This is a genomic window from Minwuia sp. (genome assembly GCF_048263705.1).
Taxonomy (GTDB): Bacteria; Pseudomonadota; Alphaproteobacteria; order Minwuiales; family Minwuiaceae; genus Minwuia.
Genome location: NZ_JBLXDV010000013.1, coordinates 62,480 through 83,883 on the forward strand (window position 1 = coordinate 62,480; position 21,404 = coordinate 83,883).

Below are 21,404 nucleotides of genomic sequence, written 5' to 3' on the forward strand. Positions count from 1 at the left end.
TCAATCAAATGCCGGAACGATCCAATCCAACAAATCCAGATAAGTCCTGACATCAACCACCGCGTTGATCAATTTCCGGGTCATTTTCGTCTCTAACTACCGCTTCCGGCTCTTCACGCTCGGCCTCGCACCCGGCCTGCCGGACTTGGTACGGCCACGGCTGAATCTTCCCTTGCCGCCGTCCTTCTTGCCCTTGGTCGCGCCGGGGGCGTAGGAGGCGAGCGCTTCGGCGAGGCCCTTGGGGCGGGCCATGGGGTCAGCGGCGATTTCCAGTTCGGCGCTTTCCAGATACTTGATCTGGTCGCGCAGGCGGGCGGCTTCCTCGAATTCCAGGTCGGCGGCGGCCTCGCGCATCTTCTTTTCGATGTCGGCGATCACGGCCTTCAGATCCTTGCCGGTGAGCGTCGGCACATCGTCGCCCACATCGACGGTCAGCGAGTCCTTCGCGTAGACCGACTGCATCACGTCGGAGATGTTCTTCTTCACCGACTGCGGGGTGATGCCGTGCAGTTCGTTATAGGCCTGCTGCTTGGCGCGGCGGCGTTCGGTCTCGGCCAGCGCGCGGGTCAGGCTGTCGGTCATCCTGTCGGCATAGAGGATGACGCGTCCGTCGACGTTGCGCGCCGCGCGCCCGATGGTCTGCACCAGCGAGGTCTCCGAGCGCAGGAAACCTTCCTTGTCCGCGTCCAGAATGGCGACCAGCCCGCATTCGGGAATGTCCAGCCCCTCGCGCAGCAGGTTAATGCCGATCAGCACGTCGAACACGCCGAGGCGCAGGTCGCGGATGATCTCGATCCGCTCCAGCGTGTCGATGTCCGAATGCAGGTAGCGCACCTTGATCCCGTTCTCGTGCAGATATTCGGTCAGGTCCTCGGCCATCTTCTTTGTCAGCGTGGTGACCAGCACGCGCATGCCCTTCGCCGTGACCTCGCGGATTTCCGACATCAGGTCGTCCACCTGATCGGCGACGGGGCGGATGAAGGTCGGCGGATCGACCAGGCCGGTGGGGCGGATGACCTGTTCGACGATGACGCCTTCGGTGCGTTCCAGCTCCCAGCCGCCGGGCGTCGCCGAGACATAGACCGTCTGCGGGCGCATGGCGTTCCATTCGTCGAACTTCAGCGGCCGGTTGTCGACGCAGGACGGCAGGCGGAACCCGAATTCCGACAGGGTCCACTTGCGGCGGAAGTCGCCCCGGAACATGCCGCCGATCTGCGGCACGGTGACGTGGCTTTCGTCCACGAACAGCATCGCGTTCTCGGGCAGATATTCGAACAGGGTCGGCGGCGGCGCGCCGGGCGGGCGGCCCGTCAGATAGCGGGAATAGTTCTCGATCCCCGCGCAGGAACCGGTCGCCTGCATCATCTCCAGGTCGAAGATTGTGCGCTGTTCCAGCCGCTGCGCCTCCAGCAGCTTGCCCTCGGCGTGCAGCTGTTCCAGCCGCACCTTCAGTTCGGCCTGGATGTGCTTGGCCGCCTGCTGCAGGGTCGGGCGCGGGGTGACATAGTGGCTGTTGGCGTAGAGCTTGATCTGCTCCATGTCGCCGGTCTTCGAGCCGGTGAGCGGATCGAACTCGACGATGGATTCCAGCTCGTCGCCGAACAGCGAGAAGCGCCAGGCGCGGTCTTCCTGATGGCTGGGATGCACCTCCACCGTGTCGCCGCGCACCCGGAAGGCGCCGCGCTCGAACGCCTGATCGTTGCGGCGGTACTGCAGTTCCACCAGCCGCTGCAGCAGCCCGCGCTGATCGATGCGCTGGCCCTGTTTCAGTACCATGGTCATGTCGGAATAGGTCTCGACCGAGCCGATGCCGTAGATGCAACTGACCGAGGCCACGACGATCACGTCGTCACGCTCCAGCAGCGAGCGCGTCGCCGAGTGGCGCATCCGGTCGATCTGTTCGTTGATCGAGGCGTCCTTCTCGATATAGGTGTCCGTGCGCGGCACGTAGGCTTCGGGCTGATAATAGTCGTAATAGCTGACGAAATATTCGACCGCATTGTCGGGGAAGAAAGACTTCATCTCCCCGTAGAGCTGCGCCGCCAGCGTCTTGTTCGGCGCCAGGATCAGCGACGGGCGCTGGACCTCCTGAATCACATGCGCGACCGAGAAGGTCTTGCCCGAGCCGGTGACGCCCAGCAGCACCTGATCCCGGTCGCCGGCCTGCGTGCCCGCGATCAGTTCGGCAATGGCCTGCGGCTGGTCGCCGGCGGGTTCGAAGTCCGACGCGATGGTCAGCCGCCGGCCGCCCTCCAGCTTCTCCGGCCGCTCGGGCCGTTCCGGCAGCCACGTCGGTGCCTCAGCCTCCTGCAGCGCACGCTGGAAGCCACTGTCGATCTGTTTCTGTGATGTCGCCATGGGCGCTAATATGGGCCAGCGCGCGGGTCAGGTGAAGGGCCTCTGTGCGGTTTTTGTTCGCTTTGGTGAAGGTCTGTCAGAAACCGATCCGGTCACGCCACTGGATCCAGTCGATGAGCCCCCTGTCGCCGACGACCTGCAGACGATCCATCGGTGCCTGTTCACAGAAAATCACGGCGTTGAGAGAAGCATGACGCGCGTTCGGTACAATCAGCCCGTCGAAACCAAGGAAATGTGCCGCTTCCGCGATTCGCTGGCTGAGAATATATTCTTCGCCTCGATTGGAATATGCGAGGTCGCCATAGCGACTGGCGTCCATCCCGATGGCCTTGAGAGACGGCAAGTCCACAAACTCAAGCGCCTGACTCATTACCGCCTGTAGCTCGTACAGCCGGTACCTGATCTTTGACGGCGGGATTGGTTGTCCGCGGGCCGAGTGGTACCGCATCTCGGCAACCGCGCCCGCGTCGCTGAGAGAGGTGTACAGGACGTCGAAACTACCGTCGTCCCAGCGGCCACGTCCGCGACCGCAGTTCAAGGGATCTCGTCCGTCCCGTGTCGCGCGCCAAACCGGACCATCCCACGAAACCGGTTGCAGAGCCTCCAGCGCGTCCAGCAGATCGGCGTCCCGGGCTTCTTTCATCGTCAGACGTAGGCTTCCGAATCGAGACGATTGATGATGGCCAGCACTTCCTCTGTCTCGCCCCGATTGATCAGGTCGATGGCGCGTCGGTCTTCCAATTGAGGATGGCGTGCCAACAGCCAAGATCTGACTTCATCAGAACTGTAGTAACTGTCCAATCGCCGAACGACATAGTGAAGATCGGCCAGAACCATCTCAGCACTTGGCTGAGGCAGGCTGCTGCCATTCTCCCATCGCGATACCGTGGCCTTCGACACATCAACAATGTTCGCCACATCGGTTCCTTTTAAACCTCCAAGTTCTCGAAGGTCTCTGATGTATTGCATCGTTACACTCGGATTCGCGTTCATTTTTCTGATCTTCCCAGTTTCACACCCGCAAATCTATCAGCATAAAACGCCCTGCTTCTCCCGAAATCTTTCGTTACGCGCACCTCCAACTCCTGCAAGGACCGCTCGGCCTCAGTGATCCGTTTTGCTGCTTTAGCAAATTTTCTATCAAGCTTCTCGGAACCTGAATCAATCTTTGCGATCTGAATTGCCAAAGACTTAGACCGACTCATCCTCTGACTCAAAAAATGGCTGGGCCTATGTAAATCCGGGACCGAATTGATCTCGTCAATTTGAAGTCTTCTAGATCTAACTGCGTGGATTTTAGGTGCCTGTTCCATATCGCTAAAACCGCTTGCACAGCAGTCACGCCCGCAAGATACAAGTCTCCGCAGGCGAGGGTTCGAGCCAATCAACTGAAACTCTTGTCGGGTCAAAGTTCCATCGATGCCGAAGACTGGGATTCGGACCGGCGGCCCGCTGTCTTGAGGAGATCGGTTCTTGGGAACTTTGTCCCAGCTGCCAACGTCAAACCTGCCCGATGCCACCAAGCCACGCGAGACGGCCGACACCGCACCGAAATACATTGCGCTTTCCGCAGCCAATCCATCTACATAATCCGCAATCATTCCCCGTCTCAGAGAGTGCAATAGCAAGAGGTTCCAGATGAAATTCTGAATTGCCGCAGGCGTGGCATCGGAACCAAAACCAGCCGCTCGAATCCAGAGATTATCGAAGGGAATATTCTTCAATCCCAGCTTTATGGCCTCTCGCTCTTCGGACACCTTAAGAACCGTATGCTGCAAAATGAGGCAATAATCGACAGCTACGTAACTACCACCGATCCGGTCCAGGGCTGTCCTCAATTCTCCACACAACGCCCGATCAAGATCGAAAACAGGAGTGTTCAGCCCTCCTTTCAGCACATGACTGGGCGCAATGACGCGCTGATATCCATGCTCCACAGCATACTCGGCAATGGCATCAACCAGTGCAGTTCTGTCAGAAGCGCTCATGGTCGAAACGGACAGGACACCAACTTCTGGTGCCCACGGCGCGTTGCGTAACCTTTTCGACACTTTGCCGACAGAGCTGATCTCCGCGACATTGGTATCGAGGATGAGCCTGCCGCCGAGATTGCGAATGTCCTGAATCAGGTTCTTCTGCTCAAGAGCCGCGCTCGCGTCGATCACGACATTCTCAGCGGGGAGCCCCACCTGAGCGATCACGTTCTGCAACTGAACGTGATGCAATCTGCCAACTCGCCAAATGTCGATGACCGGCGTTGTCTTGGCATTTACACCACGAAGTGGGATGACATCGGCCATACCTGAACCTCATATCTGTTTCATGGAAATTTATAATGAAACAGATATGGAATGCAAATGAAAAATGCTCAACCTCGCAAGGCCCTAACCATAAGCTTGACGCTCCTGCGCTATCTCCGCTCGACCAGCGGGAAACAGTAGCTTTCGAAACAGAAATGATGTTGGCGACGTCGGTGCCACAAAGGTCGCCGATCACCCTCAATTCGTCGATGAAGTGGGCTGCAACACCCATGGCAACGCTCCACGAAAGATCTGGATGGTTCCAATATAGTTTCATTGTGATTGACTGTGAAACCAAATTGATGCCAAAGCGCTGAGCATCAGATTTCCGCGTAGATTTCCAGCAGATTGCCTTCGGGGTCGCGGAAGAAGATCGTGCGGTGGTTCCAGGCGGGCAGGTCCGTTGGGCCGCGCAGGATTTCGGCACCGGCGGCAACCAGTTCGGCGTGACAGGCATCGATGGCCGATGGCGGGACGCGGAAGGCCAGTTGCACCGAGGCCGAACCCGCGACTGCCGGGCCATCCTCCCACGCCGGGCCGGGGCCGCGCGGGCGCAGTGTCAGCAAGGTCGCGCCGGTGCGAAAACAGATCCAGGTTTCCGATTCATGTTCGACCGGAAAGCCCATCACGTCCGCGTAGAAGCGACGGGTCTCGTCCAGCCGTTCGCACAGCAGCACGGCATAATCCAGATTGTGGATGTCCTTCAGCCCCATGGTCGGGCGCTACAGCGCGACCCGGCAGGGCGGGACCGGCAGACCGGCGACACCGATGCTGGTGACGAAGACACTGCCGCAGTTGGGGCGCGGCCCCTCGCCGGAGCCGGTGACCACATACAGGTCGCGCAGCCCCTCGCCGCCGAAGGCCACGCTGGTCACCATGGGCAGGGGCACCTCGTGCTTGGCCTGCAGGGTGCCGTCGGGTGCGAAGACGGCGACATGATCGCCGAATGCTGCGGCCACAACGACCGAGCCGTCTTCGGCCACGCACAGTCCGTCCGGGTGGCCGTCGGTGAAGGTCGCGAAGGTCTCCCACGGACCGACCTTGCCGTCATCGACCGGATAGACCCGCACGATGTTGGCGCGCGCGTCCGAGTGATAGAGCCGGCTGCCGTCCGGCGAGAACGCCATGCCGTTGGTCAGGATGATGCCGTCCGAGACCGTGCGCACCGACCCGTCCAGATCGATGACGTGCAGGTGGCCCGGCTTTTCCTCGTCGCCGCTGAAGACCTGAAACCCCAGCGATCCGACATAGAGCCGACCCGCCGCGTCGGTGGTGAAATCGTTGAAGCCGATGGCCGTGTCGGTGACATCCTTGTCCAGCATCACCTTCGAGCCTTCGCCGTCGAAACTCTTCCAGCATATGTTGCGCCCGCCGACGACGATGCCGCCGTCCGCGTGGTGCACCATGCCGCCGATGCCCTTGCGATGTTCCAGCACGGTCGAGACCGTGCCGTCGGCGGCGAGCGCATAGACCCCGCCGTTCGTCACGTCGCTGAACAGCAGGCCCCGCTCCTCGTCCCACAGCGGTCCTTCGATCAGCCCGTATCCCGTCGCGCGTTCCTGCATCTGACTCTCCTCCCCAGAGATGTCCCAAATCTAGCGGCGCATGGTTCTCAGCCGGGGGTCGGTCGCGTCGCGCAAGCCGTCGCCCAGCAGGTTGAAGCCCAGCACCGCGATCACGATACACACGCCGGGCCAGATCGCCAGTTGCGGTGCGATGAACAGCAGCGTCTGCGCTTCCGACAGCATTCGCCCCCAGGACGGGATCGGCGGCTGCACGCCCAGTCCCAGATAACTCAGCGCGGCCTCGGCCAGAATGGCGATGGCGAATTCGATGGTGATCTGGACAACCAGAATCGCCGCCACGTTGGGCCCGACATGGCGCCAGGTGATGCGGAAGGTGGACAGGCCCATCGCCCGCGCGGCGGTGACATAGTCGCGGACCCAGATCTGGTTCGCCGCCGCCCGGCCCAGCCGCGCGAAGACAGGCACATTGATGAAGGCGATGGCCAGTACGGCATTGGTCAGCGACGGGCCGTAGATCGCGGCCAGCATGATGGCGAACAGCAGCGCGGGAAAGGCAAACGCCAGATCGGCGCAGCGCATCACCAGTTCTTCCAGCATCCCGCCCCGCGCCGCCGCCAGCAGACCCAGCGCCGCGCCCACGCTGCCGCCCAGTCCCACCGACAGGAAGGCGACGATCACGGAACTCTGGGCCCCTTCCATCAGCAGGCTGAGCAGGTCGCGGCCCAACTGATCGGTGCCCAGCCAGTGGCTGGCCGACGGTGGCTGGAACCGGTTGGCGATGCTGATCACGTCCGTCGGGTGGGGTGTCCAGAAGGTGGAGACCAGCGCGGCCAGAACCACCAGGCTGACCAGCCCGCCGCCCAGGATGAAGCTGACGCGCTTCACGGGCCTTCCCGCCTGACCCGGTCGCGCAGGCGCGGGTCGATCACCGCATACAGAACGTCGACGATGAAATTCACGATCACCACCGTCGCGGCGAAGAACAGCACCAGCGACTGCACGACGAACAGGTCGCGGTTGGTGATGGACTGAAAGATCAGGCGGCCGAGACCCGGCAGGTAGAAGACGTTCTCGATGACGATGGTGCCGGTGACCACGCCCGCGAACTGCATGCCGATGACCGTGATGATGGGGATCAGGGCGTTGGGCAGCACATGGCGGCGCAGCATGGCCCCGCGGCTGAGGCCCTTGGCCCGGGCTGTCGTGGCATAGTCCAGCCGCATCACCTCCAGCACGCTGGACCGGGTGACACGCGCCAGCACCGCCGACTGCACCAGCGCCAGCGCCACCGTCGGCAGCACCAGCGCGGCAAAGGCCGTTGCCGGATTGGACCAGCCCGGAAACCCGCCCGACGGCAGCCAGCGCAGATAGACCGAAAACAGGATCACCAGCAGGATCGCCAGCCAGAAGGCGGGAATGGCGATGCCGAGCTGGCTGAGGGTCATGACGCCGACATCGCCCGCGTGGCCGTGGCGCGAGGCGGCGTAAACCCCCAGCATCAGCGCGAAAGCCACCGTGAAGGTCGTGGCAAGGAGCGCGAGCGGAACCGTCACGGGCAGGCGTTCCACGATCAGGTCGGCGACCGGCACGCCGAAGCTGAAACTGGTCCCGAAGTCCCCCTGCAGCACGCCGACCAGCCAGCCGAAATAGCGTTCGAAGAACGGGGCTTCCAGACCCAGTTCCCGGCTGAGGGCGGCGCGCGCATCCTCGGTCGAATCCATGCCCAGGATCACCAGCGCCGGGTCGCCCGGCAACGCGTTCATCGTCCAGAAGACAATGAACGACACGACCAGCAGGGTCAGCGCCAGCGTGACCAGCCGCATCACCAGAAAGCGCGTCATCGGAGCCGGCCCCGGCCTGCCGGGCGGACTGGCTCCTGAACGGACACGGCGATCAGTTCCAGCGCAGATCCTTCAGCGGGGCGAACAGCACCGGCGACGACGTCCAGTAGCCGGACAGATCCTTGCGGTAGACGCCCAGCCTGGGAAGCTGGAACAGGAACGCATGCACGGCCTCGTCGGCGATGAACCGCTGTCCCTGTTTCAGCAGCGCATCCAGTTTCGCCGGATCGGGTTCGGTGCTGATCCGGTCCCATAAGGCAGTGAATTCGGGATTGTCGTAGCCGTAGAAATACTTCGGCCCGCGCGCGAAGTTGCCCATGTCGTTCGGCGAGGTGTGGGCGATGATGGTCATGTCGTAATTGGACTTCTTGTAGACCTCTCCGATCCAGAACGCCCACTCGACCTGCTCGATCGCAACCGCGATCCCGGCCTTGGCCAGCTGGTTCTGAATGATTTCCGCGGACCGCCGGGCGTAGGGGAAATGCGGGCTGCGCAGGGTGACGCTCAGATCGCTCTGCCCCGCCTCGGCCAGCAACGCCTTCGCCTTCTCGATATCGTGCGCGTACTGTCCCGTCAGATCGACATAGGACTTGTGGTGCGGCGGGAAGAACGACCCGATGGGCGTGCCGTACCCGTAGTAGGCCCCGTCGATGATCTCCTGCCGGTTCAGCGCGTGGCTGATCGCCTTGCGGACCCGAATGTCATCAAACGGCGGCTTGCCGTTGTTCAGCGCCAGGATGACCTCGCCCTCGGTCGTGCCGGTGACGACGTCGAAGCGCGGATCGGCCTTGAATTGCTCCAGCACCTCGGGCGCGGGCATGCCGGGAAAGGCATCGACTTCTTCCGACAGCAGGGCGGCGACCGCTGCCGCCGGATCGGCGATGAAGCGGAAGGTCACCCTGTCGATGGTGACATCACCGGCGTCGCGATGATCCGGATTCTTGACCAGTGTCATCGAAGCGCCGCGCGTCCAGCTGTCGAACCTGTAGGCGCCGGTGCCGACCGGACTGGTCTTGTTGGTATCGGCGCTTTCGGGCGCGACGATGGAGGCGTCGCCCTGTGCCATGTTGAACAGGAAGAAGGCGTCGGGCTTGCTCAGCGTGATCCGGACCGTATCCGGATCGACCGCCTCGACCGACGTGATCAGCTTGAAGATGCCCTTGGTCGGATTGACGCTGTCCTCGGCCATCGCCCGGTCGAAGCTGAACTTCACATCGGCGGAATCGAATGTGGTGCCGTCGTGGTATGTCACACCGTCGGCAAGATCGAACGTGTAGACCGTGCCGTCTTCCGAAACGGTCCAGCTGTCGGCCAGCGCCGGGATGATCTCACCGCTTTCGGTCACCGATGTCAGGGACTCGAAGACATTCTGCGTGAAGATGGAATCGATGGACGCCGTCGCATCGGCGGTCGGGTCAAGAACGGTCGGTTCCTGCTGCATGCCGATCACGACGTCGGTCCTGGCGAGTGCCATCGATGTGGTGGCCGTAAGCCCGATGGCCGTGGCCATGGCGAGCCGGCGAATGTCTCTTGGGGTCATGTGATGCCGGGTCATGTGATGCCTCCCTTTTGCGCATCTGGATCGTTCAAGGATCCCGCAGACGATATCGCCAGCTTACAACAGTTTTGTGAAGCTCAAAGGGGGCAACCGGTCAGGGCCGCATGAAGGCGTGCCCGCGATCCGGATTCGGAAAGCCGCCGAGGATGTGAACCATTCCCGATGACCCCGCGTAAAAACAATGACTTCATCAAGAAGTTGACCCGTCAGCGACGCCGCCGGGTTCGCAATAAGCGCCTGCCAGGCCGTGAAGGATCGCCGATATCCCGACATTCGGCATTTGATTTCACCGGAGGCCCGATATCCGGCGACACTTCAGCAGAAACAGGCCGGGTCAGGCGCGCAAGCAGGAGAAAACAGTATGAAACGCCAGTATTTTATTTCCGCTATCGCCGCCGGTCTGTTGCTGCCTGGCCTGGCCATGGCCGGCGCCCATGCCGAACTCAGCGTGAAAGCTGCAGATCAGGATGTTTCGGGCGGCACCGTGACGGCAACGTCCATCGTCGCGCCCGCCAACGGCTGGATGGTCGTCCACCGCACCGATGCGTCCGGCAAGCCCGGTCCCGTGGTGGGCTATGCTCCGCTGAAAGCCGGCATGAACGAGAATGTCTCGGCGATCCTGACCGAACCCGTGAAGCAGGGCGACATGCTGATGCTGATGCTGCACGGTGAGGATGGCGGCATGAAAACCGGCATCTTCGAATATACGCTGGGCGCCAAGGAAGACGGGCCGGTGAAGGTTGACGGCAAGCTGGTGATGGACGTGATCACCGCAGAATAGCCGCTGGTTGGCTTGACCGGTTACGGTCGGCATCTGGAAAGGGCGCACCTGCGTGGTGCGCCCTTTTTCATGTCAGCCGGCTGCGAAGCGGCGCGAAGGCCATTCAGGGCCGCATGAAGGCGTGCTCCTTGTTCGGGTCCAGATTGTCGATCGTGTACTGCAGTTCCTCGATGATGTCGGGGATCTCACGATGTTCGCGATAGATCGCCATGACGAACGACAGCATCGACCGCGCCGTGTCCTCTGCGGAATATCCGGTCTCTGCGGCTTCGGCGATGGCGGCCTCGACATGCTTCTTCACGGTGGTGGAAATGGCGACCATGTAGGGTTTCCCTCCTCTGTTTCCTGTTTTCGGACCCGTTGCAGACCACCAGACTGCCTGATCTGAACCGACAGGGGCTTGATCCAGAGCAAATTCCGGGGAAGTTTGCGGTCCACTGAATTCCGGGGAGGGAATGAAACCATGAACGATGTCACGCTTGCCAGCCCGCTGACCCTGCCATGCGGGGTGACCGTCAAGAACCGCTTCGGCAAGGCACCGCTGACCGAGGGCCTGTCGGATGCCTGGAACCGGGCGACGGAACGGCACGCCAGCCTGTATGGGCGCTGGGCCGCAGGCGGCGCGGGGATCGTCGTCACCGGCAACGTGCAGATCGACCGCCGCTATCTGGAACGCCCGGGCAATGTCGTGATCGACGGGCCGCAGGACGAGCAGGCGCTGGCGGCGCTGAGGGCCTATGCGGCGGCCGGAACGGCCAATGACACGGTCCTGCTGATGCAGATCAGCCATCCCGGGCGTCAGACGCCGCGCCGCGTGTGCGAAAATCCGGTGGCGCCGTCCGCGGTACCGCTGGCCCTGCCCGAAAGCGCCTTCGCCCATCCGCGCGCCATGACCGCCGATGAGGTCACCGATGTGATCGCCCGCTTCACCCACACCGCGAAGGTCGCGCGCGATACCGGCTTCTCCGGCGTGCAGGTGCATTCGGCGCACGGATATCTGCTCAGCCAGTTCCTGACACCGCTGGTCAACAGGCGGGACGATGAATGGGGCGGCAGCCTGGAGAACCGGGCAAGGCTTCTGCTGACCGTCGTCCGCGCGATCCGCGACGCCTGCGGACCGCGCTTCGTGATCTCGGTCAAACTGAACTCGTCGGACTTCCAGCAGGGCGGCTTCGACAGTTCCGACAGCCTCCAGGTCGTACAATGGCTGGAGGACGCGGGAATAGACCATCTGGAGATCTCGGGCGGCAACTACGAAGAACCGTCGATGATGGGATCGAAGACCAGCGAGGGCACTGAAGTCGCCGCCAGTACGGTGAAGCGCGAGGCCTATTTCCTGGACTATGCCGAGCAGATCCGCGGCGTGACGAAACTGCCGCTGATGGTCACCGGCGGCTTCCGTACCCGCGCCGGCATGGAGGAGGCGCTGGCGTCCGGCGCACTGGACATGATCGGCCTGGGACGTCCCATGTGTGTGGACACCGACGCGCCCAACCGGTTGCTGGCCGGGGCCGAAAGCGTCGCCGCCTACGAACGCGGCATCAAGCCTGCGAAAGCCGGGCTGGGCTGGTTCGCGCTGAACCTGATCCGGCACGGCGACGGGCTGGACCCGGATCGGGAGATGACCGGCGCGGAGGCCATGGAAGCCTATGTTGCCAACGAGGAAGCGACCGCGCAGATGCTGGAGGGGCGCACCCCCTGAACCTGGGCCTCAGACCGCGTCCAGTACACCCTGCAGGATGTAGGCGGCGGCGTGGGCGTCGATGACTTCGGCACGGCGGCGGCGGGACGTGTCCTGTGCGATCAGGCTGCGTTCGACGGCAGCGGTCGACAGGCGTTCGTCCTTCAGAAGCATCGGCAGATCGATGGCCTTCTCAAGGTTCCGCTGAAAGGCGCGAACGGCCTGCGCGCGCGGGCCTGACGAACCGTCCATGTTCAGCGGATGGCCGACGACGATGCCGCCGATGCCATGTTCGGCCACGAGCCGCTGCAGTTCGGCCAGGTCCACGGCGGCCTTCTTGCGCTGAATGGTGAGCAGGGGCGTGGCGACCGTGTGGGACGGGTCGCAGAGCGCCACGCCAATGGTCTTCGTGCCGGGATCGAGCCCCAGCAACCGGCGGCCCGCCGCGGCCGCTTTCAGCTCCGCCGGTGTCGCGACCAGATGACCTATGACATCACCCGCGCGATGTCGTTGCCGCCATGCACGTCGCGCCCGCGCATCAGGTACAGCGGGCGGGTGACGAAATCGACCGACCCGCCTGTCACCTTGGTGATCTCGGCCCCCAGCGCGCGGTCGAAATGTGAGGTCGTCGGCATGAAACGCAGCACATAGCCCGCCCGCCGTTTCGGCGACGTGTTCGGTTTCGAGCCATGCACCATGTAGATGTCGTGCAGCGAGATCTGGCCCGGCTCCAGCACGATGTCGTGGGCGTCCTCCTCGCGATATTCCTCGGGCTTGAGCTGCTGGTTCAGGGTCAGGCCGTCGCTGTTGTTGGTGTCATGCTTCAGCAGGTTCTTCTGCCGGTGGCTGCCGGGGATGACGCGCAGGCAGCCGTTCTCCGGCGTGGCCTCGTCCATCGCGATCCAGACCGAGCATGTCGCCAGCGGCCGGATCGGCCAGTATTCGCCGTCCTGATGCCAGGGCGTCTCCTTGCCCGAATGCGCGGGCTTGCCGAACACGGTCGTCCCCCACAGCAGGAAATCCGGCCCGATGACCTGTTCCACCATGTCCAGAATCTCAGGGATCGCGGCATAGTCCAGCCAGACCGGATCGCCCTTCAGCCCCTGGGTACCGTGGTCAATCTCGTGGGGGGTGAACATCGCGTCCGGCTTCACATGCGGATTGGTCTCGATCAGGCGGTCCAGATCACGGCGCATCGCCTGCAAGGTGGCTTCAGGCACGCGATAATTCTGCGGCACCACGAAGCCCTGTTCGTGATAGTGCGCGACTTCCGCTTCGGTCAGCATGGCAGGTCCTCCCTTGTCGGAGCGCATCATCATCCCTTTCAAACCCGTTGTCATCCCCGTCGAGCCGCAGGTTTGCGCGGGGATCGGGATCAGGAAACGGCTGGTTCAGCCCGATCCCCGGGTGCCTTCGGCATCGGGTATGACAGGAGCGGACGACCGCTGACACTTGCCGCATCGAACGCCACTGCATAGCTTCATCAGTATCTGATCAAGGGGAGAGACACATGAAAGCCGCCGTTCTGCAACAGCCGGGCATCGAGAACCTGACCGTCAAGGACATCGACGAGCCCTCGCCCGGCCCCGGCGAGGTCAAGGTGCGCCTGCGCGCCAGTTCGCTGAACTACCGCGATCTGGTCACCGTGCAGGGCGGATATGGCTCCAAGCAGAAGCAGTCGGGCCTGATCCCGATGTCCGACGGCGCGGGCGAGGTGGTCGAGGTCGGCGCAGGCGTCAGCCAGTATCAGGCCGGCGACCGCGTGACGCCGATCTTCTTCACCAACTGGCAGGGCGGCGCGCCGACGGCACAGGCCCAGGCGCTGGCGCTGGGCGGTTCGGCGCAAGGGTGCGCAGCGGAGTTCGGCTGCTTCCCGGCGACGGGCGTGGTGCCGACGCCGGACTTCCTGACCGATGCCGAGGCCGCGAGCACGGTCTGCGCCGGGCTGACCGCCTGGCAGGCGGTGGTCGAGCAGGGCCGCATCCGGCCCGGCGACTGGGTGCTGACCCAGGGCACCGGCGGGGTGTCGATCTTCGCGCTGCAGTTCGCCAAGGCCATGGGCGCACGGGTGATCGCCACCACATCATCGGACGCAAAGGCCGCCCGGCTGAAGGAACTGGGCGCGGACCATGTGATCAACTACCGCGACATCACCGACTGGGGCAAGGCGGCCAAGAGCCTCTCCGGCGGGGGCGTGGATCTGGTGGTCGAGGTCGGCGGCGCGGGCACCCTGACGCAATCGCTGAAATCCATCCGCATCGGCGGCACGGTCGCGATGATCGGCATTCTGGCGGGGCAGACGTCGGAAGTGAACATGGGCTTCGTGCTGATGACCAACAGCCGGATTCAGGGCATCACAGTCGGCAGCCGCGAGATGCACCTCGCCATGTACAAGGCGATGGAGGCGCACAAGATCAAGCCGGTTATTTCCGACACGTTCGCGCTGTCCGAGATTCGCGACGCGCTGGAATTCCAGAAGGCGGGCAAACACTTCGGCAAGATCGCGCTGGAGTTCTAAGCAAACCCCCGCCGTTCGTCCGCTTCACGAAGCAACACCTGAAGCGTGTCACCCCCGCCTTGTACGGGGGCGGCGGATATTCAGCGAGGCCCCCGGACAGGCCGGGGGTGTCAGCCCGAAAGTTAGATCTTCAGTCGAGCATCGGTTCAGGTCAGCTCCGAGGGATCCGAACGCTCGACCTGATGCCTCTCATCCCTGACATCAGCGATAGACCAGAACCCCGTCGTCCAGCGGCGCGGCGGGCAGTTCGTCCTTCTCAGCGAAATAGTCGTGCTGGAAGACCCAGGGTTCCCGGTCACCCTGCTTGGGCAGCAGGTCGATCGAGCGCATGACGTAGCCGGGGTTGAAGTTCTCGGGGTCGATGAACGGCCCGATGTTCATGTCGCGATCTTCCGGACGCAGGGTCGGCGTCACACTGTCGGCGCCCTTCTCGGCCATGTGGTTCAGCAGGCGGCTGACATAGGCGGCGATCAGGTCGGCGCGCAGGGTCCAGCTCGCCCTGAAATAACCGAACACCCAGGCCATGTTCGGAATGCCCGAATACATCACGCCGCGATAGGTGATGCAGTCGGCGAAATCCACCGGTTCGCCATCGACCTCGAAGGCCACATCGCCCAGGATCGAGAAGTTGAAGCCGGTCGCCGTGACGATGATGTCGGCTTCCAGTTCCTCGCCGGATTTCACACGGATACCGTTTTCAGTGAAGGTGTCGATCTCATCGGTGAAAACCGACGCCTTGCCCGCCTTGATCGCGGTGTAGAGATCGCCGTCGGGGATCAGCGCCAGCCGCTGGCGCCACGGGCGGTAGCGGGGCGTGAAGTGCTTCGCAATGTCGAAGTCCTCGCCCAGATGGGCCTTCGCGGCGCCCAGCAGTTCGTTCTTCAGATAGTCCGGGTTCTCGAACGAGACCTTCTGGATCGTCTTCTGGTCGTGCAGGATCTTCTTGCGCACGATCTCATGGGTCCATTCGTCGGGAATATCGAGGTCTTTCAACTGCGTATAGAGCTCGTTCTCGTTGGGGCGGGCGAAGAAATAGGTCGGCGAGCGCTGCAGCATGGTGATGTGGCTTGTCTTGTCCGCCATGGCCGGGATCAGCGTCGCCGCCGTCGCGCCGGAACCGATCACCACGACCTTCTTGTCGGTGTAGTCCAGGTCTTCCGGCCATTCCTGCGGGTGCACGATCTGGCCCCTGAAATCCGCCATGCCGGGGAAATCGGGCGTATAGCCGGACTGGTGCTTGTAATAGCCCTGGCACATCCACAGGAAATTGCCGGTATAGCGCCGGACCTCGCCACTCGCCTTGTCCAGCACCTCGACCGACCAGAGCTTCTCGTCCGAGGACCAGCGCGCGGCGGTCACGTGATGGCGGAAACGGATGTGGCGGCGGATGTCCTGCTCGTCCAGCACCTCGTTCAGATAGGCCAGGATCTTGTCGGCGGTCGCGATCGGCTTGCCGCGCCAGGGTTTCCAGCCGAAGCCGAAGGTAAACAGGTCGCTGTCCGACCGGATGCCCGGATACTTGTGGGTCAGCCAGGTGCCGCCGAAGCTTTCCTGATTCTCCAGCAGGGTGAAGGTCTTTTCCGGGCAGTTCTGCTGCAGGTGATAGGCCGCGTCGATGCCCGAGATACCGGCACCGATGATCAGCACGTCGAAATGCTCGACAGTCTGCGTGGCGGCTTCGCTCGGTGCAGCGTTGACGTTCATGATGGACTCCTTGCAGGCAATTGACGCGCACGGAAGGGAATACCGTGAAAAAGCGCCGGGAGGCAAGGATTTCCGGGCATTCCGGCATGTGGGCCCCGCCACCGGCTCTTGACCGGATGCGCCCTAAAAATTGCCAAACTGTCGGTTTGCTCAAATACTTTGCAGCGGCGATTTTTTACTGATTAAGATATACCCAATAATCAGGCAGCGACAGAGTCGAGAGTTACGAAATTGCCGGTGAATCAATAAGTTAAAGTCGAACATCCCTCTTGGCTTGATCGTTGCTGATTGTGTTGTGCCGCTGTTTTTCAGTTGGCGTGCAGGTCACCGATTGCCGAGGGGGCATTCACTTGGACGTAGCCATCAAGCTGATCTTCGACGTGCTGGCTTTCTCTTCCATCATGGTCCTGGTGGTGCTGGGACTGGCCGTGATTGCCAGCATGATGGGCATCTTCAATCTCGGACACGGTGAGTTCGTCCTTCTGGGTGCCTATACGGTCTACATCTTCCGCGAACTGGGCCTGCCCGAATGGGCCGGCATGCTCGCCGCGCCTTTCCTGGTCGCGATCGCGGGTGTGATCATCGAGGTCGTCTTCATCCGCCGACTTTATGCCTCCCCCGTCATCGCCATGCTGGCGACCTTTGCCATCGGCCTGATCATCCGCGAGCTGATCCGTGTGCTGATCGGCGGGCAGTACTACGCCATCGACGAACCGGTGCCGGGCTCGGTGTCGCTGCTGGGGGTCGATGTGTCGGCCTGGCGTGCGATCATCATCTTCCTGACCGGCGTGCTGATGATCTCCTGTTTCATCTTCCTGACGCGGACATCGTTCGGGCTTCAGATCCGCGGTGCGCTGGAAAATCCCGGACTGGCACGCGCGTCGGGCGTTTCCACGACACGCCTCTACGCTTTCACCTTCGCGTTCGGGGCCGCACTTGCCGGTCTGGCGGGCGCACTGATGGTCCCCCTGTTCTCGCTGTCGGCGGACCTGGGCGTGCGGTTTCTGGTGCAGGCGTTCCTGTCGGTCATGCTGGGCGGGGTCGGCACCTTCGAGGGTCCGATCCTGGGCAGCGCCGTGATCGGCGCGATGGTGCCCGGCTTCCAGTGGCTGCGTGAAATCCCCCTGTTCGGCGTCATGGTCGGAGACCTGATCCAGCCCATCGTGGCCGAGGTCCTGGTCTTCGTCGTCGCCCTGATCATCGTCAAGTTCCGGCCGGATGGCTTCATCACTAAAGGGAGAATCTAGAATGGCGAACAAACACACACATGGCGGAAGCGGCATCAGCCGCCGATCCCTGCTGCGCGGCGCGGGTGCGCTGACGGCGGCAGGCTGGGTGGCCGGTTTCTCGGGCGGCTGGATCCTGCGCCCCAACTGGGCGCACGCGGCAGGACCGATCAAGTTCGGCGTGGCCACGGACATCACCGGCGCGATCGCCCCGTCAGGCAATTCCAACTGGCAGGTGATCCAGCTGGCCGTGAAGAAGATCAACGACGCAGGCGGTATCGACGGCCGTCCGATCGAGCTCTACCTGGAAGACACGGCATCCGACCCCAAGATCGCTGTCGGCAACGTCCGCAAGCTGATCCAGCAGCACAAGGTCGACGTCGTCGTGGGCGGCATCACCTCGGCCATGCGCGAGGCGATCAAGAACCCGATCGTGCGCCGCGGCAAGACGCTCTATCTTTATCCGCAGCTCTATGAAGGTCAGGAATGCACCGAGCACCTCTACTGCACCGGCCCGACCCCGGCGCAGCAGTGCGACGAACTGATCCCGTACCTGATCAATGTGCAGGGGAAGAAGCGCTTTGCCATGCCGTCGGCCAACTACCGCTGGCCGCAGTTGCTGAACAAGTACGCCCGCACCCTGATCGAGAAGAGCGGCGGCGAGGTCGTGTTCGAGGAATATTATCCGCTGGATCAGCTCGAATACTCGGCGACCGTCGCCAAGATCAAGAGCGAGGGCGTGGACTGCGTGTTCAACACCATCATCCCGCCGGGCCTGCAGGCCTTCACCAAACAGCTGTACGAGTCGGGCTTCCAGAAGGACGGCGGCGCGCACACCTGCGTCTACTTCGACGAGAACAGCGTGAACTACGTGCCCGAGCGCGAACTGGAGGGTGTCTACACCTGCCTCGACTATTTCCACACGGTGGACGATCCGGTCGGCGCGCAGCTGCAGAAGGAATATGCCGAGATGTTCCCGGACACGAAGTACCTGTTCACCGCGGGTTCGGCGTCGACCGGGGCCTATCGCGCCGTCAAGTTCTACGAGGCGGCGGTGAAGAAGACCGGCGGCGACCTCAGCCAGGAAGCGGTGTCGGCGGCGATCGACGATGTCGCCATCACCGACGTGCCGGGCGGCGATTCCCGCATGGTACCGGGTACCGGCCATTGCGCGCTGAACATGTATGTCGCGCAGGCCAGGGGCGGCACATACGAGATCCTCAGCTCGGCCAACATGGTCCCGCCGCAGGAATGCGGCTGACCTGATCGCGATACCCCGGTCTTCGTCATGAAGGCCGGGGTCATCACGCCCCCGAAACCCTTCCCGCAACAAGGCGCAAGCCCGGAGATGAGACAGAGATGACGGAAACGACCGCTTCGCGCGCGGACGGCAAGGCCGGTGGCAAGCAACGCCCCCGTCTGCCGCTGTCGGTGCTGCCCATCATCGAATTCGTGATGCTGGCGCTTCTGCTGCTTTATCCGGTCTTCATCACCTATCTGACCGCCGAGGGCGACACCCTCGACTTCAACAATTATTTCGTGGTCCGGGTGACCTCGATCCTGCTGCTGGCCATGCTGGCCGTCAGCTTCGATCTCTGCTGGGGCCATTCCGGCATCATGAGTTTCGGACAGGCCCTGTTCTTCGGCATCGGTGGCTATTTCGTGGCCAAACTGTCGGAAGAAACCGGCATGACCTCGCTGCTGATCGTTGTCCCCGCAGGCATGCTGATCGGCCTGCTCTCGGCCCTGTTCGTGGGCTGGTTCCTGCTGATCGGCAAGCGCACGCCGACCATCATCTTCGTCGCGCTGGGCACGCTGACGGCCTCGTTCGCCGCCGAGCGTCTGGTCGCGGGCTGGCAGTGGGTCGGCGCGGGCAACGGCATGTCGATCTGGGATTTCCTGACCGTCTTCGGAACCGAACTCGAACCCGGCATCGGCTTCTACTATCTCGCCCTCGGCTTCCTGCTCATCGCCTATCTGGCCAGCCGCTATCTGGTGCGGTCCCAGTTCGGGCTGGCGCTGGCCGGCATCCGCCAGAACGAGGAGCGGCTTTCCTTCCTGGGCTACCGCCTGCAGGCCTACAAGCTGATCGTTTTCTCCTTCGCCGGGCTGATCGCCGGGTGGGGCGGCGCGATCTACGCGTTCCACGAGGGGTTCGTGGGACCGGCAACCGTCGGTGTGACGACCTCCACCTACGCCGTGCTGTACGGGCTGTTCGGCGGCGTCGGCACCCTGATCGGACCGGTGATCGGCGCGGGCGTCATCGAGGGCCTGACCGTCATCCTGTCCGACAATGAAACCCTGAAGGCCTACTGGCCGATCGCGCTCGGTGCGGTGATGCTGGTCGTCGTGGCCTATCAGCCGACCGGCCTGGTCGGGCTTCTGGTCAGCCAGCGCGAGCGGTTCGGATCCTTCGGCATCCGCAGCCGCGGCACCTCGACCGAAGCGGACGACACCAGGAAGGCGGGCGACGATGACTGAACCGCTGCTGAAAGTCACCGGCGTCGGCAAGGTCTTCGGCACCCTGCGGGCGCTGAACGGTGTCGATGTCGCCGTGCACGCCAACACGTTTCACGGCCTGATCGGCCCCAACGGGTCGGGCAAGAGCACGCTGCTGAAGGCCATCGCCGGCGATCATTTCGCCGACGAGGGCGAGGTCCTTTTCGCCGGAGAGGACATCACCACCATGTCGCCGGCCGAACGCTCGCGACGGGGGCTCAGCCTGAAGTTCCAGATCACGGCCATCCTCCCCGAACTGACCGTTTACGACAATCTGCTGCTGGCGCTGCAGGCGCATCAGTCCATGTGGGGTCTGCTGCTGTCGCGGACCCGGCAGCGGCTGGACGCAGACGTAATGGACATGCTGGCGCAGTTCCGGCTGACCGGAAAGGCGCAGTCGCTGGCGGGCGAGATGAGCCATGGCGAGCAGCAGTGGCTGGAGATCGCCATGGCGCTGGCGCTGAAGCCCAAGCTGCTGCTGCTGGACGAACCCACCGGCGGCATGAGCCCGGAAGAACGCCGCGTGACCGGCGAACTGCTGGAGCCGATCCGGGACTACTGCGCGCTGGTGATCGTCGAGCACGACCTCGATTTCATCAAGGACATCTGTGACAACCTGACGGTGCTGGACCAGGGACAGGTGCTGGACGACGGCACGGTCGCCGAGATCGAAGGCTCGACCAAGGTGCAGGAGGTCTACACAACCCGTGTCTGACAAGATTCTCGATGTGAAGGGCCTGAGCAGCGGTTACGGCCGCAGCCAGGTCCTGTTCGACCTGTCCATGTCCGCGCCGCGCACCGGCGGCGTCGCCATACTGGGCCGCAACGGCGCGGGCAAGACCACGCTGCTGAAGACGCTGGCAGGGGAACTGAAGGCGATGTCCGGCGAGATCGAGTTCGACGGCATGGCCGCGACCGGTGTCGGCACCGAATGGCGGGTCCGCCACGGCCTGGGGTACGTGCCCCAGGAGCATGCCGTCTTCGCCAAGCTGTCGGTGCAGGACAATCTCAATCTCGGCGCGATCACGCAGAAGGACAAGGCCGGCATCGACAAGGTGCTGGATTTCTTCCCCAAGCTGTCCCAGCGCCTGTCCCAGCCCGCGGGTACGCTGTCCGGCGGCGAGCGCAAGATGCTCGCCATCGGCCGCGCGCTGTTGAGCAATCCCACCATGCTGATGCTGGATGAACCGACCGAAGGCGTCTGGATCGGCGTGATCGAGGAAATCGCCGAACGGCTGGCCGCGCTGTCGCGCGAGATCAGCGTCATCATTGTGGAGCAGCACCTGGAACTGGCCCTCAGGGTTGCCGACTACGTGTACGTGATGGAGCGCGGCCAGATCCCGCTGGAAGGGGAGGCGGAGACCATCCGCAACGATCCGGCGCTGCTCCGTTATCTCGCCCCCTGATCACAG

21 protein-coding genes are annotated in these 21,404 nt (G+C 63.0%); 8 read left to right on the forward strand and 13 right to left on the reverse strand.

The window, feature by feature from the left end; genetic code table 11:
• Nucleotides 1-96 precede the first annotated feature (96 nt).
• The 9 genes from uvrB to ACN0X7_RS16790 form a co-directional block, all read right to left on the reverse strand.
• Complete coding sequence (gene uvrB, locus ACN0X7_RS16750) at nucleotides 97-2,358, reverse strand: excinuclease ABC subunit UvrB (RefSeq protein ID WP_417519357.1); 2,262 nt, start codon at nucleotides 2,356-2,358, stop codon at nucleotides 97-99.
• 76 nt (nucleotides 2,359-2,434) lie between these two features.
• Nucleotides 2,435-3,001, reverse strand: coding sequence for an RES family NAD+ phosphorylase (locus ACN0X7_RS16755; protein WP_417519359.1), 567 nt, complete (start codon nucleotides 2,999-3,001; stop codon nucleotides 2,435-2,437).
• Nucleotides 3,002-3,003: 2 nt separating this feature from the next.
• Nucleotides 3,004-3,351 (reverse strand): helix-turn-helix domain-containing protein, encoded by a 348-nt coding sequence (locus tag ACN0X7_RS16760; protein ID WP_417519361.1) that lies wholly within the window; start codon nucleotides 3,349-3,351, stop codon nucleotides 3,004-3,006.
• Nucleotides 3,348-4,658: a hypothetical protein gene (locus ACN0X7_RS16765; RefSeq protein WP_417519363.1), complete on the reverse strand. Its 1,311-nt coding sequence runs from the start codon at nucleotides 4,656-4,658 to the stop codon at nucleotides 3,348-3,350. The genes ACN0X7_RS16760 and ACN0X7_RS16765 overlap by 4 nt, the downstream gene beginning before the upstream one ends.
• A gap of 320 nt (nucleotides 4,659-4,978) precedes the next feature.
• Nucleotides 4,979-5,371 (reverse strand): VOC family protein, encoded by a 393-nt coding sequence (locus ACN0X7_RS16770; RefSeq protein WP_417519365.1) that lies wholly within the window; start codon nucleotides 5,369-5,371, stop codon nucleotides 4,979-4,981.
• A gap of 9 nt (nucleotides 5,372-5,380) precedes the next feature.
• Nucleotides 5,381-6,223 carry an SMP-30/gluconolactonase/LRE family protein gene (locus ACN0X7_RS16775; protein WP_417519367.1) on the reverse strand — a complete coding sequence of 281 codons (843 nt, stop codon included), beginning with the start codon at nucleotides 6,221-6,223 and terminating at the stop codon, nucleotides 5,381-5,383.
• Nucleotides 6,224-6,253: 30 nt separating this feature from the next.
• Complete coding sequence (locus ACN0X7_RS16780; protein ID WP_417519369.1) at nucleotides 6,254-7,069, reverse strand: ABC transporter permease; 816 nt, start codon at nucleotides 7,067-7,069, stop codon at nucleotides 6,254-6,256.
• On the reverse strand, nucleotides 7,066-8,025 hold the full coding sequence (locus tag ACN0X7_RS16785; protein ID WP_417519371.1) for an ABC transporter permease: 960 nt from the start codon (nucleotides 8,023-8,025) through the stop codon (nucleotides 7,066-7,068). Before ACN0X7_RS16785 ends, ACN0X7_RS16780 begins: the two co-directional genes overlap by 4 nt.
• 52 nt (nucleotides 8,026-8,077) lie before the next feature.
• Entirely contained in the window at nucleotides 8,078-9,580 is a 1,503-nt protein-coding gene (locus ACN0X7_RS16790; RefSeq protein ID WP_417519373.1) for an ABC transporter substrate-binding protein, read from the reverse strand.
• Nucleotides 9,581-10,004: 424 nt separating this feature from the next.
• Between ACN0X7_RS16790 and ACN0X7_RS16795 the strand changes: the two genes are divergently transcribed.
• Nucleotides 10,005-10,364, forward strand: coding sequence for a hypothetical protein (locus tag ACN0X7_RS16795; RefSeq protein WP_417519472.1), 360 nt, complete (start codon nucleotides 10,005-10,007; stop codon nucleotides 10,362-10,364).
• A 103-nt stretch (nucleotides 10,365-10,467) separates the two neighbouring features.
• Here the strand turns inward: ACN0X7_RS16795 and ACN0X7_RS16800 are convergent, their stop codons facing one another.
• The gene (locus tag ACN0X7_RS16800; protein ID WP_417519375.1) at nucleotides 10,468-10,686 is read right to left on the reverse strand and encodes a hypothetical protein; all 219 of its coding nucleotides are present in this window, start codon (nucleotides 10,684-10,686) and stop codon (nucleotides 10,468-10,470) included.
• 141 nt (nucleotides 10,687-10,827) lie between these two features.
• Between ACN0X7_RS16800 and ACN0X7_RS16805 the strand changes: the two genes are divergently transcribed.
• Complete coding sequence (locus ACN0X7_RS16805; RefSeq protein ID WP_417519377.1) at nucleotides 10,828-12,066, forward strand: NADH:flavin oxidoreductase/NADH oxidase family protein; 1,239 nt, start codon at nucleotides 10,828-10,830, stop codon at nucleotides 12,064-12,066.
• Between the two features lie 9 nt (nucleotides 12,067-12,075).
• Here ACN0X7_RS16805 and ruvX read toward each other — a convergent pair whose 3' ends face one another.
• Together ruvX and ACN0X7_RS16815 are read right to left on the reverse strand one after the other, a co-directional pair.
• Nucleotides 12,076-12,477 (reverse strand): Holliday junction resolvase RuvX, encoded by a 402-nt coding sequence (gene ruvX, locus ACN0X7_RS16810; RefSeq protein WP_417519379.1) that lies wholly within the window; start codon nucleotides 12,475-12,477, stop codon nucleotides 12,076-12,078.
• 53 nt (nucleotides 12,478-12,530) lie between these two features.
• Nucleotides 12,531-13,331, reverse strand: coding sequence for a phytanoyl-CoA dioxygenase family protein (locus ACN0X7_RS16815; RefSeq protein WP_417519381.1), 801 nt, complete (start codon nucleotides 13,329-13,331; stop codon nucleotides 12,531-12,533).
• Between the two features lie 224 nt (nucleotides 13,332-13,555).
• Between ACN0X7_RS16815 and ACN0X7_RS16820 the strand changes: the two genes are divergently transcribed.
• A complete protein-coding gene (locus ACN0X7_RS16820) occupies nucleotides 13,556-14,563 on the forward strand; it encodes a zinc-dependent alcohol dehydrogenase family protein (protein ID WP_417519383.1) in 1,008 nt (335 codons plus the stop codon).
• Nucleotides 14,564-14,764: 201 nt separating this feature from the next.
• Here ACN0X7_RS16820 and ACN0X7_RS16825 read toward each other — a convergent pair whose 3' ends face one another.
• A complete protein-coding gene (locus ACN0X7_RS16825) occupies nucleotides 14,765-16,267 on the reverse strand; it encodes a flavin-containing monooxygenase (RefSeq protein ID WP_417519385.1) in 1,503 nt (500 codons plus the stop codon).
• A 350-nt stretch (nucleotides 16,268-16,617) separates the two neighbouring features.
• Here ACN0X7_RS16825 and ACN0X7_RS16830 point away from each other — a divergent pair, with 350 nt between their 5' ends.
• From ACN0X7_RS16830 to ACN0X7_RS16850, 5 genes are all read left to right on the forward strand, one after another.
• Nucleotides 16,618-17,514 (forward strand): branched-chain amino acid ABC transporter permease, encoded by an 897-nt coding sequence (locus ACN0X7_RS16830; protein WP_417519387.1) that lies wholly within the window; start codon nucleotides 16,618-16,620, stop codon nucleotides 17,512-17,514.
• A gap of 1 nt (nucleotide 17,515) precedes the next feature.
• Entirely contained in the window at nucleotides 17,516-18,754 is a 1,239-nt protein-coding gene (locus tag ACN0X7_RS16835) for a substrate-binding protein (protein ID WP_417519389.1), read from the forward strand.
• Nucleotides 18,755-18,852: 98 nt separating this feature from the next.
• A complete protein-coding gene (locus ACN0X7_RS16840) occupies nucleotides 18,853-19,974 on the forward strand; it encodes a branched-chain amino acid ABC transporter permease (RefSeq protein WP_417519391.1) in 1,122 nt (373 codons plus the stop codon).
• The gene (locus ACN0X7_RS16845; RefSeq protein WP_417519393.1) at nucleotides 19,967-20,707 is read left to right on the forward strand and encodes an ABC transporter ATP-binding protein; all 741 of its coding nucleotides are present in this window, start codon (nucleotides 19,967-19,969) and stop codon (nucleotides 20,705-20,707) included. Before ACN0X7_RS16840 ends, ACN0X7_RS16845 begins: the two co-directional genes overlap by 8 nt.
• A gap of 67 nt (nucleotides 20,708-20,774) precedes the next feature.
• Entirely contained in the window at nucleotides 20,775-21,398 is a 624-nt protein-coding gene (locus tag ACN0X7_RS16850) for an ABC transporter ATP-binding protein (RefSeq protein ID WP_417519474.1), read from the forward strand.
• Nucleotides 21,399-21,404 lie beyond the last annotated feature (6 nt).

Bases quoted from the DNA above. Each gene is read 5' to 3' on its own strand.
- uvrB (WP_417519357.1), bottom strand. From the start codon at position 2,358: ATGGCGACATCACAGAAACAGATCGACAGTGGCTTCCAGCGTGCGCTG.
- ACN0X7_RS16755 (WP_417519359.1), bottom strand. From the start codon at position 3,001: ATGAAAGAAGCCCGGGACGCCGATCTGCTGGACGCGCTGGAGGCTCTG.
- ACN0X7_RS16760 (WP_417519361.1), bottom strand. From the start codon at position 3,351: ATGAACGCGAATCCGAGTGTAACGATGCAATACATCAGAGACCTTCGA.
- ACN0X7_RS16765 (WP_417519363.1), bottom strand. From the start codon at position 4,658: ATGGCCGATGTCATCCCACTTCGTGGTGTAAATGCCAAGACAACGCCG.
- ACN0X7_RS16770 (WP_417519365.1), bottom strand. From the start codon at position 5,371: ATGGGGCTGAAGGACATCCACAATCTGGATTATGCCGTGCTGCTGTGC.
- ACN0X7_RS16775 (WP_417519367.1), bottom strand. From the start codon at position 6,223: ATGCAGGAACGCGCGACGGGATACGGGCTGATCGAAGGACCGCTGTGG.
- ACN0X7_RS16785 (WP_417519371.1), bottom strand. From the start codon at position 8,025: ATGACGCGCTTTCTGGTGATGCGGCTGGTCACGCTGGCGCTGACCCTG.
- ACN0X7_RS16790 (WP_417519373.1), bottom strand. From the start codon at position 9,580: ATGACCCGGCATCACATGACCCCAAGAGACATTCGCCGGCTCGCCATG.
- ACN0X7_RS16795 (WP_417519472.1), top strand. From the start codon at position 10,005: ATGGCCGGCGCCCATGCCGAACTCAGCGTGAAAGCTGCAGATCAGGAT.
- ACN0X7_RS16800 (WP_417519375.1), bottom strand. From the start codon at position 10,686: ATGGTCGCCATTTCCACCACCGTGAAGAAGCATGTCGAGGCCGCCATC.
- ACN0X7_RS16805 (WP_417519377.1), top strand. From the start codon at position 10,828: ATGAACGATGTCACGCTTGCCAGCCCGCTGACCCTGCCATGCGGGGTG.
- ACN0X7_RS16815 (WP_417519381.1), bottom strand. From the start codon at position 13,331: ATGCTGACCGAAGCGGAAGTCGCGCACTATCACGAACAGGGCTTCGTG.
- ACN0X7_RS16820 (WP_417519383.1), top strand. From the start codon at position 13,556: ATGAAAGCCGCCGTTCTGCAACAGCCGGGCATCGAGAACCTGACCGTC.
- ACN0X7_RS16825 (WP_417519385.1), bottom strand. From the start codon at position 16,267: ATGAACGTCAACGCTGCACCGAGCGAAGCCGCCACGCAGACTGTCGAG.
- ACN0X7_RS16835 (WP_417519389.1), top strand. From the start codon at position 17,516: ATGGCGAACAAACACACACATGGCGGAAGCGGCATCAGCCGCCGATCC.
- ACN0X7_RS16840 (WP_417519391.1), top strand. From the start codon at position 18,853: ATGACGGAAACGACCGCTTCGCGCGCGGACGGCAAGGCCGGTGGCAAG.
- ACN0X7_RS16845 (WP_417519393.1), top strand. From the start codon at position 19,967: ATGACTGAACCGCTGCTGAAAGTCACCGGCGTCGGCAAGGTCTTCGGC.
- ACN0X7_RS16850 (WP_417519474.1), top strand. From the start codon at position 20,775: ATGTCCGCGCCGCGCACCGGCGGCGTCGCCATACTGGGCCGCAACGGC.